The organism is Microbacterium maritypicum MF109, assembly GCF_000455825.1.
Lineage (GTDB): Bacteria > Actinomycetota > Actinomycetes > Actinomycetales > Microbacteriaceae > Microbacterium > Microbacterium maritypicum_A.
In genome coordinates, this window is record NZ_ATAO01000101.1 from 63,598 (window position 1) to 76,485 (window position 12,888).

Consider the following 12,888-nt stretch of genomic DNA (forward strand, 5'->3'; position numbering starts at 1 on the left):
CTACTGTCGCCCTGTGCCGCCGTCGGGGCCGCTACTGCCGCGCCCGGGAGCGCTTCATCCCCATCATGACGAGGAGGGCGAACAGCAGGAGCCAGACGGCGACGTTGAGGAACAGCATCCAGAGCGGATCGGTCTGTCCCGTCGTGAGCGTCCCGTCGGTGAGGGGCCACCGGCTCAGGGCGACGAAGCCGTACAGGGGGGTGAAGCGCGCGATGTCGAGCATCACACCGTCGAGCGGCATGAACACGTTGCCGAAGAACGCGAAGAACGTCATCGAGATCGAGGCGAGGGCCGCTGCCGAGTCGGAGCTGAAGAACAGTCCGACGCCGAGACCGAAGAGTCCGTACATGAGGCCGATCCCGAGGATGATGCCCGCCGTCGCGACCCAGCGCCAGGCGTCTTCCGCCTCGGCACCGGTCATCATCCCGGCGGTGAACACCGCCACCAATGCCAGCGCCGCGAAGGCGACCGCGGTGATCAGCTTCGTCACCGCGTATCCGGCCGTCGTGAGCGGGGTCATCGCGAGCTGGCGTCCCCACCCCTGCTTGGCCTCCGTCGCGGCGAGCGACGTGAGCGAGCTCATGGCGACCGCCGTGCCATAGGCCGCCATCGAGGTCATCACGTAGAAGGAGACGTTCCCGTGACCGGCAGAGAGCGAGCCATAGCCCATTCCGGCACCGAACAGCAGGTACATCGCGACCGGCATCGCCAGAGTGAACGCGAGCGTATAGGGGTTGCGCAGCTGGCGGAGGCCTTCGATGCGCAGCATGGTGGGTGAGACGAGCATGTCAGTTCTCCGTCAGTGCCGTGAAGGCGGTCTCGAGGGTGGGCGCGGCGATCTCCAGGTCATGGGCACCGTTGTCGAGCAGGATGCGGGCGGCGGCGTCGGAGTCAGCGGTACGCAGGCTGAGTCGATCGCCGTCGAGCCGCACGCCGGCGACACCATCGGCCGCGCTCAGCAGGGCGACGAGCGCGCCCGCGTCTTCGTCGACCGTCGCCGAGACGGTCCGCTCTCCGAGGCTGGCGCGCAGCAGCGCGGTGGGGGCGTCGGCGACGACCGTCCCGCGATGCATCACCACGGTGCGGCGTGCGAACTGCTCGGCCTCCTCGAGATAGTGGGTGGCGAAGACGATCGTGCGCCCGGCATCCGCATCCGCCCGCATGACATCCCAGAAGTGCCGCCGGGCCGTGACGTCCATTCCCGCCGTGGGCTCGTCGAGCACCAGGATGTCGGGGTCGGACACCATCGCGAGCGCGAACTTCACGCGCTGCTGCTCACCACCGGAGCACTTCGAGACCCTTCGGCGGGCGAGATGCTCCAGGTCGGCGCGGGCCATGACATCGTCCACCCGGTCGAGGGCGTCGGCACCGTGGAGAGAAGCGATCAGCCGCACCGTCTCTCCGACGGTCAGGTCGCCGAGCAGGCCCCCGGTCTGCAGCACCGCCCCGATCGAACCGCTGGAAGTGGCGCGCTGCGGTGTCGTCCCGAGCACCCGCACGGTGCCGCTGCTGGGCTCGGTGAGCCCGAGAAGCATGTCGAGCGTGGTGGTCTTGCCCGCACCGTTCGGTCCCAGCAGCGCGACGACCTCGCCACGTCGGATCGACAGGTCGACCCCGTCGACAGCCTGCACCCGGCGGTCGCCCGTGCCGAAGTGTCGTTTCACGGCGCTCAGCTCGAGCACCACGGGTTCATCGGTCGGGGCGGCGGTTACCGGTCGAGCGGAGGCCCGCGTCGCCGTCCCGTCCACGAAGGAGTTGTTCATGCCTCCAGCCTCGTCCGATGCGGGCGGTGGCGCCGGAGGGCGGTGTCATCTCCTGGACGTGACACATGTCATGTCCAGGAGCCCTGCCGCCCCGGGAGGAGAACTCACCCTCGGGCGGAACGACCGGGGCCGACGCTCCGCCCGTCGAGGGGATCTCCGCCCGACGCGGAGCGGAGCCCGGGACCTCAACGCGCCGGAAGCAGCGCCCCCTCGAGGAAGTCGGCTAGCTCGGTCGTGTCATGCAGCGGCAGGATCGCTGCCACGTACTGGTCTGGCCGCACCACGACCACCACTCCGTCGCGCGACAGCTCGCGCGCGGCGAAGATGTCGGTCTCGGTCCACTTGCTGGGGCCTGCCGCGTACACCTTCTCCCAGTCGGTCAGTCCGAGCGGCCCGGTCTTCGGCTGGAACAGCGCGGGAGCCGAGGTGACCTCGACCTCTTCGAAAGGCTGCCGATAGACCGCCTTGACATCGAAGACGGCATCGAGGTCGGCGTCCTCCGGCGTGAAGCGCGCGAACAGCGGCTCGGCCGCGTCCGCCCATGCGGCGAGCCCTTCACCGGTGCGGTCGCCGAACGCGTACACGCGCCAGCGGCCGTCGGCCTTCGCGTGGTGCCCGAGGTGCACGACGTTGCCGTCGCCCACGCGCACGACCTCGGCGGACTTGAAGCGCTTCCCGAGCGGGAAACCCACGGCCAGATCCTGGTGCCGGTCGGTTCCGGTGATCATCGACGAGGTGTACTGCGTCATGAACCCCGACGGGAACTCTGCCGTGGCGAGGTAGTAGGTCGCCAGCTCGTTGGGGTCGGAGATCTCCTCGGGCTTCCGCGCCATCAGGCTCGACCACTCGCGGTCGAAGTCGATCAGCTGCTGCGCCACGGGCCGCCGCTCGGCACCGTACGTGGCCAGCAGGGCTTCCGGGGCACGGCCCGAGAGCACAGAGCCGAGCTTCCACCCGAGGTTGAAGCCGTCCTGCATCGACACGTTCATGCCCTGGCCCGCCTTGGCGCTGTGCGTGTGGCACGCGTCGCCGGTGAGGAACACCCGGGGCGTGCGTCCCGAACCGTCGATCACGTCGTCGAAGCCGTCGGTGACCCGGTGACCGACTTCGTACACGCTGTGCCAGGCGACCTCGCGGACATCGAGTGTGTACGGGTGCAGGATCTCGTTCGCGCGGCGGATGATCTCCTCGATCGGCGTCTGCCGTACGCGGTGGTCATCGTCGTCTGCGACCTCGCCCAGGTCGATGTACATGCGCGAGAGGTATCCGCCCTCCCGCGGGATGTGCAGGATGTTGCCCGCCTCGGAGTTGATCGCGCACTTGGTGCGCCAGTCCGGGAAGTCGGTGTTGACGAGCACGTCCATGACACCCCAGGCGTGCGCGGCCGAGGCGCCCACGTGCGTGCGGCCGATCGCCTGACGCACACCGCTGCGGGCGCCGTCGCAGCCGACGACGAACTTGGCACGGATGGTCCGCTCCTCACCCGAGCGCTCCCCCGCGACGTAACGGATGCCGACCTCGACGGGGTACTCCCCCTCGTCGTGCACCGTGAGGCCGGTGAACTCGACCCCGTAGTCGGGCACGATCCGGCCGGGCCCGTTAGCCGCGGCCTCGGCGAAGTAGTCGAGCACGCGGGCCTGGTTGACGATGAGGTGCGGGAACTCGCAGATGTCGTAGGCGTAGTCGGAGGTGCGCGAGGTGCGGACGATCTCGTCGCGCTTGTCCGGGTTCGGACCCCAGAAGTTCATCCAGCCGATGTTGTACGCCTCGGCGATGATCCGCTCGGCGAAACCGAACGCCTGGAACGTCTCGACACTGCGCGGCTGGATGCCGTCGGCCTGGCCGAGCGGAAGGCGCCCGTCGCGCTTCTCGATGATGCGGGTGGAGATGTCGGGATACTGCGCCATCTGGGCGGCGAGCAGCATCCCCGCAGGCCCCGACCCGACGATGAGCACATCGATCTCGTCGGGGAGGTCGGCGGGCCGCGCAACCCCGATGCCGGCGGCGCCCTGCACGCGCGGGTCAGCGGAGACGTAGCCGTGGTGGTGGAACTGCATCGTCGTCGATTCCTTCCGGACGTCATCGTCGGGTGTGTCTGTCGGAGGTGGTTCATCGGGTCTTGCACCCGACGCCATCGTGTTCTATATTCGAACACGACGTTCTACTATTGAACACAGCCTAAACCGCGCCGTCCGCGATCGCAAGGGAGCACCCGCATGCCCGACAGCACGATCCCCTCGCCCGCCTCCCAGACTCTCAGTCGCGGCATCCGCATCCTCGAGGTACTCGCCGATGCCCGCGGCCCCCTGACGATCGACGAGATCGCGTCCCGTCTCGGTGTGCACCGCTCCATCGCGTATCGCCTGCTGCGCACGCTCGAAGACCACGGGCTGGTCACGCGCGACGCCTCCGGAGCCGTGAATCTCGGGGCGCGCATGGCAGCACTCGCGGCCGGGGTCGCGCACGACCTGCAGGCCGAGGCGCTTCCCGAGCTCACGGCGATCGCCAACGAACTCGGCATGACATGCTTCCTCGCCGTCCTCGACGGCACCGAGTGCATCACGCTGGCCAGCGTCGAGCCTCGGCACGCGGTCGCGAGTGTCGCCCAACGCCCCGGCGCCCGACACCCGGTGTCGGTCGGCGCCCCAGGGAAAGCGATCCTCGCGCAGGTGCCGGTCGCGGAATGGCCGGATGAGGTTCCCGCATCGCTTCCTGCCGACGTCGATGCGGCGCGTGCCCGCGGCTATGCGACGAGCCACGACGAGGTCATCCCCACCGTCCAGTCCGTCGCGGTCCCGCTCACCCTGCGCGGACAGCGCCCGGCCGCGATCGCCGTCGTGCACGTGGCAACAGACCTCGACGATGCCGAGATCGCCGCGCGACTCCGACAGGCGGCGTCCGACATCCGCGACGCTCTCGACGGCTGACGCGCGCGCAGCCCTCGAGACGAAGCTCCCGCCGCGCTTCCTGTCGTCGCCGTGTGGCAGACGACAGGAAGCGCGACGGGAGCACGTCATGCCATCCGCGCGAGGTCAGGCCTTGGCGAGTCCGTAGATCGGGCTGACGGACTGCTCTTCCTCATGATCCGGTCCGAGCGGGATGCCCGAGCGGTCGCGGAGCAGCAGGGTCGCGACGAGACCCAGTACGGTCATTCCGGCCAGATACCAGGTGACGGCCCCCGTCGAGCCGGTCGCCTTCACGATGGCCGTCGCGATCGTCGGGGCGAACGCACCGCCGGCGATGGCGCCGATCGCGTACGAGATCGAGACACCGGAGAACCGGATGCTCGCGGGGAACAGCTCGGCGTACAGCGCCGCCTGCGGACCGTAGGTGAATCCGAGGCCGATCGTGAGGATCGCCAACCCGGCGAACAGCAGGCCGATCTCGCCGGTGTTGACCAGCGGGAACAGCGTGAACACACCGACCAGCTGCAGCGCCCAGCCGACGATGTACGTCGTGCGGCGGCCGATGCGGTCGGACAGCCACCCCGCGAGGAGCGTGGTGAGCAGCCAGGTGACCGCGGATCCGGCGACCGCCCAGAGCACGGGGCCGCGCTCGAGGCCGATGGGGCCGGCAGGGTCCGTGGCGTACCCCTGGATGTATCCGCCCGTGGTCATGTAGCCCACGGCGTTGTTGCCGGCGAACACGAACGCGGCGATGATCACGAGCAGCAGGTGCTTGCGGAACAGCTGCGCGATCGGCATCCGCGCCTTCTCCTTGCGCGCGGCGAGCTCGGTGAAGACCGGGCTCTCCTCGACCTTGCGGCGCACGTAGTACCCGACGAGGATCAGCACCACGCTGAGCAGGAACGGCACACGCCAGCCCCACGCGAGGAACTGGTCGCCGGGGGCGATCACCGTCATGAGCGCCATCACACCGGAGGCGAGCAGGAGGCCGAGAGGCACGCCGATCTGCGGGGACGCGCCGAAGATGCCGCGCTTCTTGCGGGGCGCATGCTCGACGGCCATCAGCACGGCACCGCCCCACTCACCGCCCGCCGAGATGCCCTGCACGATGCGCAGCAGCACCAGCAGGATCGGCGCCATCAGTCCGATGGTCTCGTACGTGGGCAGGATGCCGATGAGGGCGGTGGCCGCACCCATCAGGATCAGCGTCCACATCAGCACGGCCTTGCGCCCGAGCTTGTCGCCGTAGTGGCCGGCGAGGAAGGCGCCGAGGGGACGGAACAGGAAGCTGACGCCGACCGTGGCGAAGCCGATCAGGGCGCTGTTCTCGCCGAGCGGGGCGAAGAAGAGCTGACCGAACACGAGCCCGACGGCCGTGGCGTAGATGAAGAAGTCGTACCACTCGACCGTGGTGCCGACGACGGTGGCGAACACGACACGGCGCCGATCGGCCGCTGTCGCGATGGTTCCGGTGGGCGTGAACCCAGCCTGTGACTGCCCACTCATGGGGTGTCTCCTTTGGTTGTGACCGCATTGTCACGGCGTGCAGCGGAGCGGATCCGAAGTGCTTGCCGAGGGGTGAACCGATGATATATGATTTCGAATACGACGCACAAGGCGTCACGCACGACATCGCAGACGAGCGCAAGGAGGCGCCCCGTGACGGCCCCCATCACCCGCCCCGGCAAGATCATCGCGATCCACCTGAGCTATGCCTCGCGCGCCGACCAGCGCGGCAGGCGCCCTGCCTCCCCTTCCTACTTCTTCAAGCCGGCCAGCTCGGTCGGCGTCTCCGGTGGCACCGTCGAGCGCCCTGCCGGCACCGAGCTGCTCGCCTTCGAGGGCGAGATCGCTCTCGTGATCGGCACTCCCGCCCGCCGGGTCTCGCTCGACGACGCCTGGGACCACGTCGGCTGGGTCACCGCCTCGAACGATCTCGGCCTGTACGACCTGCGCGCGAACGACAAGGGCTCGAACGTCCGCTCCAAGGGCGGCGACGGATACACGCCGCTCGGCCCCGACCTGATCGATGCCCGCACGGTCGACCCCGCCGCCCTCCGGGTGCGCGCCTGGGTGAACGGAGAGCTCCGTCAGGAGGACACCACCGCCGGCCTCATCTTCCCGCTCGCGCAGCTCGTGGCCGACCTGTCCCAGCACTTCACGCTCGAGCCCGGCGATGTGATCCTCACCGGCACTCCCGCCGGTTCTTCGGTCATCGTCCCTGGCGACGTCGTCGAGGTCGAGGTGGATGCCCCGGAGGCCCCCGGCGCTCCGACCTCGGGCCGTCTCATCACCACCGTCACGCAGGGCGAGACGCCCTTCGACGGCGGCCTCGGATCACTCCCCGCCGTCGACGACCTGCAGCGCACAGAAGCGTGGGGCTCTCGCGAGGAGGCAGGCCTGCCTCCCCTCGAGAAGACGCAGGGGCTCTCCCCCGAACTGCGCGCCCAGCTCCTCGAGGCGCCGACGGCCGGTCTGTCGGCGCAGCTCCGCAAGCGTGGACACCACTCCTGCTTCATCGACGGCGTGTCCGTGAACATCCCCGGCAGCAAGATTGTCGGCACCGCGAAGACGCTGCGCTTCGTGCCGTTCCGCGAAGACCTCTTCGCCTCCCACGGCGGCGGCTACAACGCCCAGAAGCGCGCGTTCGACGCCGTGGAAGAGGGCGAGATCATCGTGATCGAAGCCCGAGAGGATGCCACGACCGGCACCCTCGGCGACATCCTCGCCCTGCGCGCGAAGGTCCGCGGAGCGGCCGGGGTCGTCACCGACGGGGGCGTCCGCGACTTCGACGCCGTGGCCGAGATCGGTCTCCCCGTGTTCTCGCAGGGCGCGCATCCGTCCGTGCTCGGCCGCAAGCACGTGCCATGGGATGTGGACGTCACGATCTCCTGCGGCGGCGCGACCGTGCAGCCGGGCGACATCATCGTCGGCGACAGCGACGGCGTGATCGTCATCCCCCCGGCACTGGCTGCCGAGGTCGCGGCGAGCGCCGTCGCGCAGGAGATCGAAGATGCCTGGATCGCCGAGCAGGTGGCCGCCGGCCACCCCGTCGACGGGCTGTTCCCTCTGAACGCCGAGTGGCGAGCCCGCTACGAGGAGGCCATCTCCGACCGGAGCGCCGCCGACCGGAGCGCCGCTGACCGGAGCGCCGCTGACCGGAGTGCACGATGACCACGACGGCGGCCAGCAAGTCCGAGGTGGCTTACGAGTGGCTCCGCTCCCGCATCACGGGTCATATGTTCAGCCCTGGATATCGTCTGGTGCTGGGATCCATCGCGGACGACCTCCAGATGAGCGTCGTCCCGGTGCGCGAAGCCATCCGCCGCCTCGAAGCCGAAGGACTCGTGACGTTCGAGCGCAACGTCGGCGCACGCGTGACCCTCGTCGACGAGAGCGAATACGCCCACACCATGCAGACGCTCGGCCTCGTCGAAGGCTGCGCCACCGCGCTCTCCGCTCCCCTTCTCGACGACGCCGCCCTCGATGAGGCCACCCGCATCAACGAGCGGATGGCGCAGATGCTCGACCAACTCGACGCCCACGCCTTCACCGAGCTCAACCGCCAGTTCCATTCGGTGCTGTTCGAGCCGTGCCCCAACCCGCATCTGCTCGATCTCGTGCACCGCGGCTGGTCGCGGCTCTCCGGCATCCGCGACACGACGTTCGCATCGATCCCCGGACGCGCCCAGCACTCGGTCGAGGAGCACACCGAGATCCTCGATCTCATCCGCGCGGGTGCCGACCCTCTCGAGATCGAACTCGCCGCCCGCAACCACCGCTGGCGCACCATGGACGCGTTCCTCGACGCGCTGCACGCCCGTTCCACCCAGACGACTTCCGACCAGACGACTTCTGCCCAGACGACCGGAGAATTCTCATGACCGATTCGCGCATCCCCGCCGACCTCCCCGACCACATCCAGCACTACATCGACGGCGCATTCGTCGACTCCGTCGATGGAGACACGTTCGACGTGCTCGACCCGGTCACCAACCAGGCGTACACGACGGCCGCAGCGGGCAAGAAGGCCGACATCGAGCTCGCCGTCGCCGCCGCGAAGCGCGCGTTCGATGAGGGCCCCTGGCCGCGCATGCTCCCCCGCGAGCGGTCGCGGGTGCTGCACAAGATCGCCGACATCGTCGAGTCGCGCGATGCGCGTCTGGCCGCGCTCGAGTCGTACGACTCCGGCCTCCCGATCACGCAGGCACTGGGTCAGGCCCGTCGCGCCGCCGAGAACTTCCGCTTCTTCGCCGACCTGATCGTCGCGCAGTCCGACGACGCCTTCAAGGTGCCAGGGCGCCAGATGAACTACGTCAACCGCAAGCCGATCGGCGTCGCCGGGCTCATCACGCCGTGGAACACGCCCTTCATGCTCGAGTCGTGGAAGCTCGGTCCCGCGCTCGCGACCGGCAACACGGTCGTGCTGAAGCCTGCCGAGTTCACGCCGCTCTCCGCGTCCCTCTGGGCAGGCATCTTCGAGGAGGCGGGGCTGCCGAAGGGCGTCTTCAACCTCGTGAACGGCCTCGGCGAGGACGCGGGCGACGCGCTCGTGAAGCACCCCGACGTGCCGCTCATCTCCTTCACGGGTGAGAGCTCGACCGGACAGCTCATCTTCGGCAACGCCGCGCCGTTCCTCAAGGGGCTGTCGATGGAGCTCGGTGGCAAGTCGCCCGCCGTGGTCTTCGCCGACGCCGACCTCGAGGCCGCCGTGGACGCCACGATCTTCGGCGTCTTCTCCCTCAACGGCGAGCGCTGCACGGCCGGATCCCGCATCCTCGTCGAGCGCTCGATCTACGAGGAGTTCGTCGAGCGCTACGCCGCTCAGGCGAAGCGCGTCAAGGTTGGTTACCCGCACGACCCCGCCACGGAGGTCGGTGCTCTCGTTCACCCCGAGCACTACGAGAAGGTCATGAGCTACGTCGAGATCGGCAAGACCGAGGGGCGCCTGGTCGCCGGCGGCGGTCGTCCCGAGGGTTTCGAAGAGGGCAACTTCGTCGCGCCGACCGTGTTCGCCGACGTCTCCCCCGACGCCCGGATCTTCCAGGAGGAGATCTTCGGACCCGTCGTCGCGATCACGCCGTTCGACTCCGACGAGGAGGCGCTGTCGCTCGCGAACAACACCAAGTACGGACTCGCCGCCTACATCTGGACCAACGACCTCAAGCGGGCGCACAACTTCGCGCAGTCGGTCGAGGCCGGCATGGTGTGGCTGAACAGCAACAACGTGCGCGACCTCCGCACCCCGTTCGGCGGCGTGAAGGCCTCGGGTCTCGGTCATGAGGGCGGCTACCGCTCGATCGACTTCTACACCGACCAGCAGAGCGTGCACATCACGCTCGGGCCCGCCCACAACCCGACCTTCGGCAAGAACTGACCCACTGTCTCGTTCCGGTCGCACTCTCCGCCGCCCCACCGACGCGGATGCGACAGAGAGTGCGACCGGAACCTCACGCAAGGACGCTGACATGACACACCGCGACGACATGACCCTGACCTCCTCCGGCTTCTACGTCTCCCAGGAGGCGCCGATCCGCTCCGAGAACCCCATCGCGACGCCGCAGAGCTCGCCGCCGGACATCCTCCGCTGCGCGTACATGGAGCTCGTGGTCACCGACCTCGCGGCCTCGCGGCAGTTCTACGTCGACATCCTGGGCCTGTACGTGACCGCGGAGGACGACGAGGCGATCTACCTGCGGTCGACGGAGGAGTTCATCCACCACAACCTGGTGCTGCGCAAGGGCCCGATCGCCGCCGTGGCCGCCTTCTCGTACCGGGTCCGCACTCCCGAAGACCTCGACCGCGCGGTGGAGTTCTACACCGAGCTGGGCTGCGATGTGCGACGCGATGAGAACGGCTTCGTCACGGGCATCGGCGACTCGGTGCGCGTCGTCGACCCGCTCGGCTTCCCCTACGAGTTCTTCTACGCGACCGAGCACGTCGAGCGGATGTCGTGGCGCTACGACCTGCACATCCCCGGCGAGCTGGTGCGGCTGGACCACTTCAACCAGGTCACCCCCGATGTGCCGCGCGCCGTGGGGTTCATGCAGGATCTCGGATTCCGCGTCACGGAGGACATCCAGGACGATGAGGGCACCGTCTACGCCGCCTGGATGCGCCGCAAGCCCACGGTGCACGACACGGCCATGACCGGCGGCGACGGCCCCCGCATGCACCACGTGTGCTTCGCGACCCACGAGAAGCACAACATCCTCGCGATCTGCGACAAGCTCGGCGCGCTCCGCCGCTCCGACTCGATCGAGCGCGGCCCCGGGCGTCACGGCGTCTCGAACGCTTTCTACCTCTACCTGCGCGACCCCGACGGGCACCGCGTCGAGGTGTACACGCAGGACTACTACACGGGCGACCCCGACAACCCGGTCATCACGTGGGACGTCCATGACAACCAGCGTCGCGACTGGTGGGGCAACCCCGTCGTCCCGTCCTGGTACACGGATGCCTCGCTGGTCCTCGACCTCGACGGCAACCCGCAGCCGGTCGTGGCCCGTACCGACGACTCCGAGATGGCGGTCACGATCGGCGCCGATGGTTTCTCGTACACGCGTGCGGACGACGACAAGGACATGCCCGAGTACAAGCAGGGCGAGTACAAGCTGGGCCACCAGCTCTAAGGGGGCACGGATGGTGTCAGCAGAGACGATCACGCAGATCGCGGCGGAACTCGCGCAGGCCGACCGCACGCACTCCGTGATCCCGCGCATCACGGCTCGGTACCCGGAGGCCACGGTCGAGGACTCCTACGCGATCCAGGGGGTCTGGCGCGACTCGCAGATCGCCGCGGGCCGTCGACTCGTCGGTCGCAAGATCGGATTGACCTCGAAGGCGATGCAGCAGGCCACGGGCATCACCGAGCCGGACTACGGGGTGATGTTCGACGACACGGTCTACGACTCGGGAGCCGAGATCCCGGTCGACCACTTCTCGAACGTGCGCATCGAGGTCGAGCTCGCCTTCGTGCTGAAGACCCCGCTCGAGGGCCCCGACTGCACCCTCGACGATGCTCTCGCGGCGATCGACTACGCCGTCCCCGCGCTCGAGGTGCTGAACTCGCACATCGAGCTCGAGGGCCGCACGATCGTCGACACGATCAGCGACAACGCGGCGTACGGCGCGATGGTGCTCGGCACCGTGCGCAAGCTCCCCGATGAGATCGACCTGCGCTGGGTTCCCGGTGTCCTCTCCCGCAACGGCGAGATCGAGGAGACCGGTGTCGCCGCCGGGGTGCTCGGTCACCCGGCCACCGGGGTCGCGTGGCTCGCGAACAAGTTCCATCAGCACGGCGCGCGTCTCGAGGCTGGAGAGATCATCCTGGCAGGATCGTTCACACGCCCGATGTGGGTGTCGCGTGGCGACGAGGTGCTGTGCGATTACGGACCGATGGGAACAATCGCATGCCGCTTCGTCTAGCCCCTTCGTTCCGCGAGCAGATCGCGGACTCCGATCGCCCCTTCGTGGGCATGTGGGTCTGCTCCGGCAGCCCGCTGCTCGCCGAGGTCGCCGCGGGGTCGGGACTGGACTGGCTGCTGATCGACATGGAGCACTCCGCGAACACGCTCGAGTCCGTGCTCGTGCAGCTCCAGGCCGTCGCCGCGTACCCGATCGCCCCGCTCGTGCGGGTGCCGTCGAACGACACCGTCGCGATCAAGCAGATCCTCGACCTCGGAGCGCAGAACCTGATCGTGCCGATGGTCTCCTCCGCAGACGAGGCCCGCGCCGCCGTCGCGGCCACCCGCTACCCGCCCGAGGGCGTGCGCGGAGTGGGCAGCGCCCTCGCCCGCAGCGCGCGCTGGAACCGTGTCGATCGCTACCTGCAGGAATCGGCGCAGCACATCTCGCTCACGGTGCAGATCGAGACGGCGGCGGGCGTCGAGGCCGCAGCCGACATCGCCGCGGTCGACGGCGTCGACGCGGTTTTCGTCGGCCCTTCCGATCTGTCCGCGTCGATGGGCCTGCTCGGCCAGCAGACCCACCCCGAGGTCACGACCGCCGTCGAGAAGGTCTTCGCCGCGGTCAAAGCGGCAGGTAAGGCCGTCGGCGTCAACGCGTTCGACCCGGCAACCGCCGACGCCTACTTCGCCGCCGGTGCCGACTTCGTGGCCGTCGGGGCGGATGTCGCTCTGCTCGCACGGGCGTCCGAGGCTCTGGCCGCGCGCTTCATCGCCACCGACGACTCCTCCCGCGCCAGCTACTGACCTTTC

Annotated in this window: 11 protein-coding genes; 7 read left to right on the plus strand and 4 right to left on the minus strand. The window is 68.8% G+C overall.

Annotated features, from left to right (window positions below; genetic code table 11):
- Positions 1-31 precede the first annotated feature (31 nt).
- The 3 genes from L687_RS26485 to L687_RS26495 form a co-directional block, all read right to left on the minus strand.
- Positions 32-787, minus strand: a complete 756-nt coding sequence (locus L687_RS26485) for an ABC transporter permease (RefSeq protein WP_021198820.1) — start codon at positions 785-787, stop codon at positions 32-34.
- A 1-nt stretch (position 788) separates the two neighbouring features.
- Positions 789-1,763 carry an ABC transporter ATP-binding protein gene (locus tag L687_RS26490; RefSeq protein WP_021198821.1) on the minus strand — a complete coding sequence of 325 codons (975 nt, stop codon included), beginning with the start codon at positions 1,761-1,763 and terminating at the stop codon, positions 789-791.
- 185 nt (positions 1,764-1,948) lie between these two features.
- The gene (locus L687_RS26495) at positions 1,949-3,820 is read right to left on the minus strand and encodes an FAD-dependent monooxygenase (RefSeq protein ID WP_021198822.1); all 1,872 of its coding nucleotides are present in this window, start codon (positions 3,818-3,820) and stop codon (positions 1,949-1,951) included.
- Between the two features lie 159 nt (positions 3,821-3,979).
- Between L687_RS26495 and L687_RS26500 the strand changes: the two genes are divergently transcribed.
- Positions 3,980-4,690, plus strand: coding sequence for an IclR family transcriptional regulator (locus L687_RS26500; RefSeq protein ID WP_021198823.1), 711 nt, complete (start codon positions 3,980-3,982; stop codon positions 4,688-4,690).
- A 105-nt stretch (positions 4,691-4,795) separates the two neighbouring features.
- Here the strand turns inward: L687_RS26500 and L687_RS26505 are convergent, their stop codons facing one another.
- Complete coding sequence (locus tag L687_RS26505) at positions 4,796-6,175, minus strand: MFS transporter (protein ID WP_021198824.1); 1,380 nt, start codon at positions 6,173-6,175, stop codon at positions 4,796-4,798.
- A 153-nt stretch (positions 6,176-6,328) separates the two neighbouring features.
- On the opposite strand from L687_RS26505, the gene L687_RS26510 reads away from it, so the two are divergent.
- The 6 genes from L687_RS26510 (at position 6,329) to L687_RS26535 (ending at position 12,882) form a co-directional block, all read left to right on the plus strand.
- Positions 6,329-7,843: a fumarylacetoacetate hydrolase family protein gene (locus L687_RS26510; protein WP_021198825.1), complete on the plus strand. Its 1,515-nt coding sequence runs from the start codon at positions 6,329-6,331 to the stop codon at positions 7,841-7,843.
- Positions 7,840-8,553 (plus strand): GntR family transcriptional regulator, encoded by a 714-nt coding sequence (locus L687_RS26515; protein ID WP_021198826.1) that lies wholly within the window; start codon positions 7,840-7,842, stop codon positions 8,551-8,553. Before L687_RS26510 ends, L687_RS26515 begins: the two co-directional genes overlap by 4 nt.
- A complete protein-coding gene (gene hpaE / locus L687_RS26520; protein WP_021198827.1) occupies positions 8,550-10,046 on the plus strand; it encodes a 5-carboxymethyl-2-hydroxymuconate semialdehyde dehydrogenase in 1,497 nt (498 codons plus the stop codon). The genes L687_RS26515 and hpaE overlap by 4 nt, the downstream gene beginning before the upstream one ends.
- Positions 10,047-10,137: 91 nt before the next feature.
- Positions 10,138-11,301, plus strand: a complete 1,164-nt coding sequence (gene hpaD, locus L687_RS26525; RefSeq protein WP_021198828.1) for a 3,4-dihydroxyphenylacetate 2,3-dioxygenase — start codon at positions 10,138-10,140, stop codon at positions 11,299-11,301.
- Between the two features lie 10 nt (positions 11,302-11,311).
- On the plus strand, positions 11,312-12,097 hold the full coding sequence (locus L687_RS26530) for a 2-keto-4-pentenoate hydratase (RefSeq protein ID WP_021198829.1): 786 nt from the start codon (positions 11,312-11,314) through the stop codon (positions 12,095-12,097).
- Entirely contained in the window at positions 12,082-12,882 is an 801-nt protein-coding gene (locus L687_RS26535; RefSeq protein ID WP_021198830.1) for an HpcH/HpaI aldolase family protein, read from the plus strand. The genes L687_RS26530 and L687_RS26535 overlap by 16 nt, the downstream gene beginning before the upstream one ends.
- Positions 12,883-12,888 lie beyond the last annotated feature (6 nt).

What these genes read in the sequence shown, in the direction of transcription:
- L687_RS26485 (WP_021198820.1), bottom strand. Translation starts at nt 787, where the DNA reads ATGCTCGTCTCACCCACCATGCTGCGCATCGAAGGCCTCCGCCAGCTG.
- L687_RS26490 (WP_021198821.1), bottom strand. Translation starts at nt 1,763, where the DNA reads ATGAACAACTCCTTCGTGGACGGGACGGCGACGCGGGCCTCCGCTCGA.
- L687_RS26495 (WP_021198822.1), bottom strand. Translation starts at nt 3,820, where the DNA reads ATGCAGTTCCACCACCACGGCTACGTCTCCGCTGACCCGCGCGTGCAG.
- L687_RS26500 (WP_021198823.1), top strand. Translation starts at nt 3,980, where the DNA reads ATGCCCGACAGCACGATCCCCTCGCCCGCCTCCCAGACTCTCAGTCGC.
- L687_RS26505 (WP_021198824.1), bottom strand. Translation starts at nt 6,175, where the DNA reads ATGAGTGGGCAGTCACAGGCTGGGTTCACGCCCACCGGAACCATCGCG.
- L687_RS26515 (WP_021198826.1), top strand. Translation starts at nt 7,840, where the DNA reads ATGACCACGACGGCGGCCAGCAAGTCCGAGGTGGCTTACGAGTGGCTC.
- hpaE (WP_021198827.1), top strand. Translation starts at nt 8,550, where the DNA reads ATGACCGATTCGCGCATCCCCGCCGACCTCCCCGACCACATCCAGCAC.
- hpaD (WP_021198828.1), top strand. Translation starts at nt 10,138, where the DNA reads ATGACACACCGCGACGACATGACCCTGACCTCCTCCGGCTTCTACGTC.
- L687_RS26530 (WP_021198829.1), top strand. Translation starts at nt 11,312, where the DNA reads ATGGTGTCAGCAGAGACGATCACGCAGATCGCGGCGGAACTCGCGCAG.
- L687_RS26535 (WP_021198830.1), top strand. Translation starts at nt 12,082, where the DNA reads ATGCCGCTTCGTCTAGCCCCTTCGTTCCGCGAGCAGATCGCGGACTCC.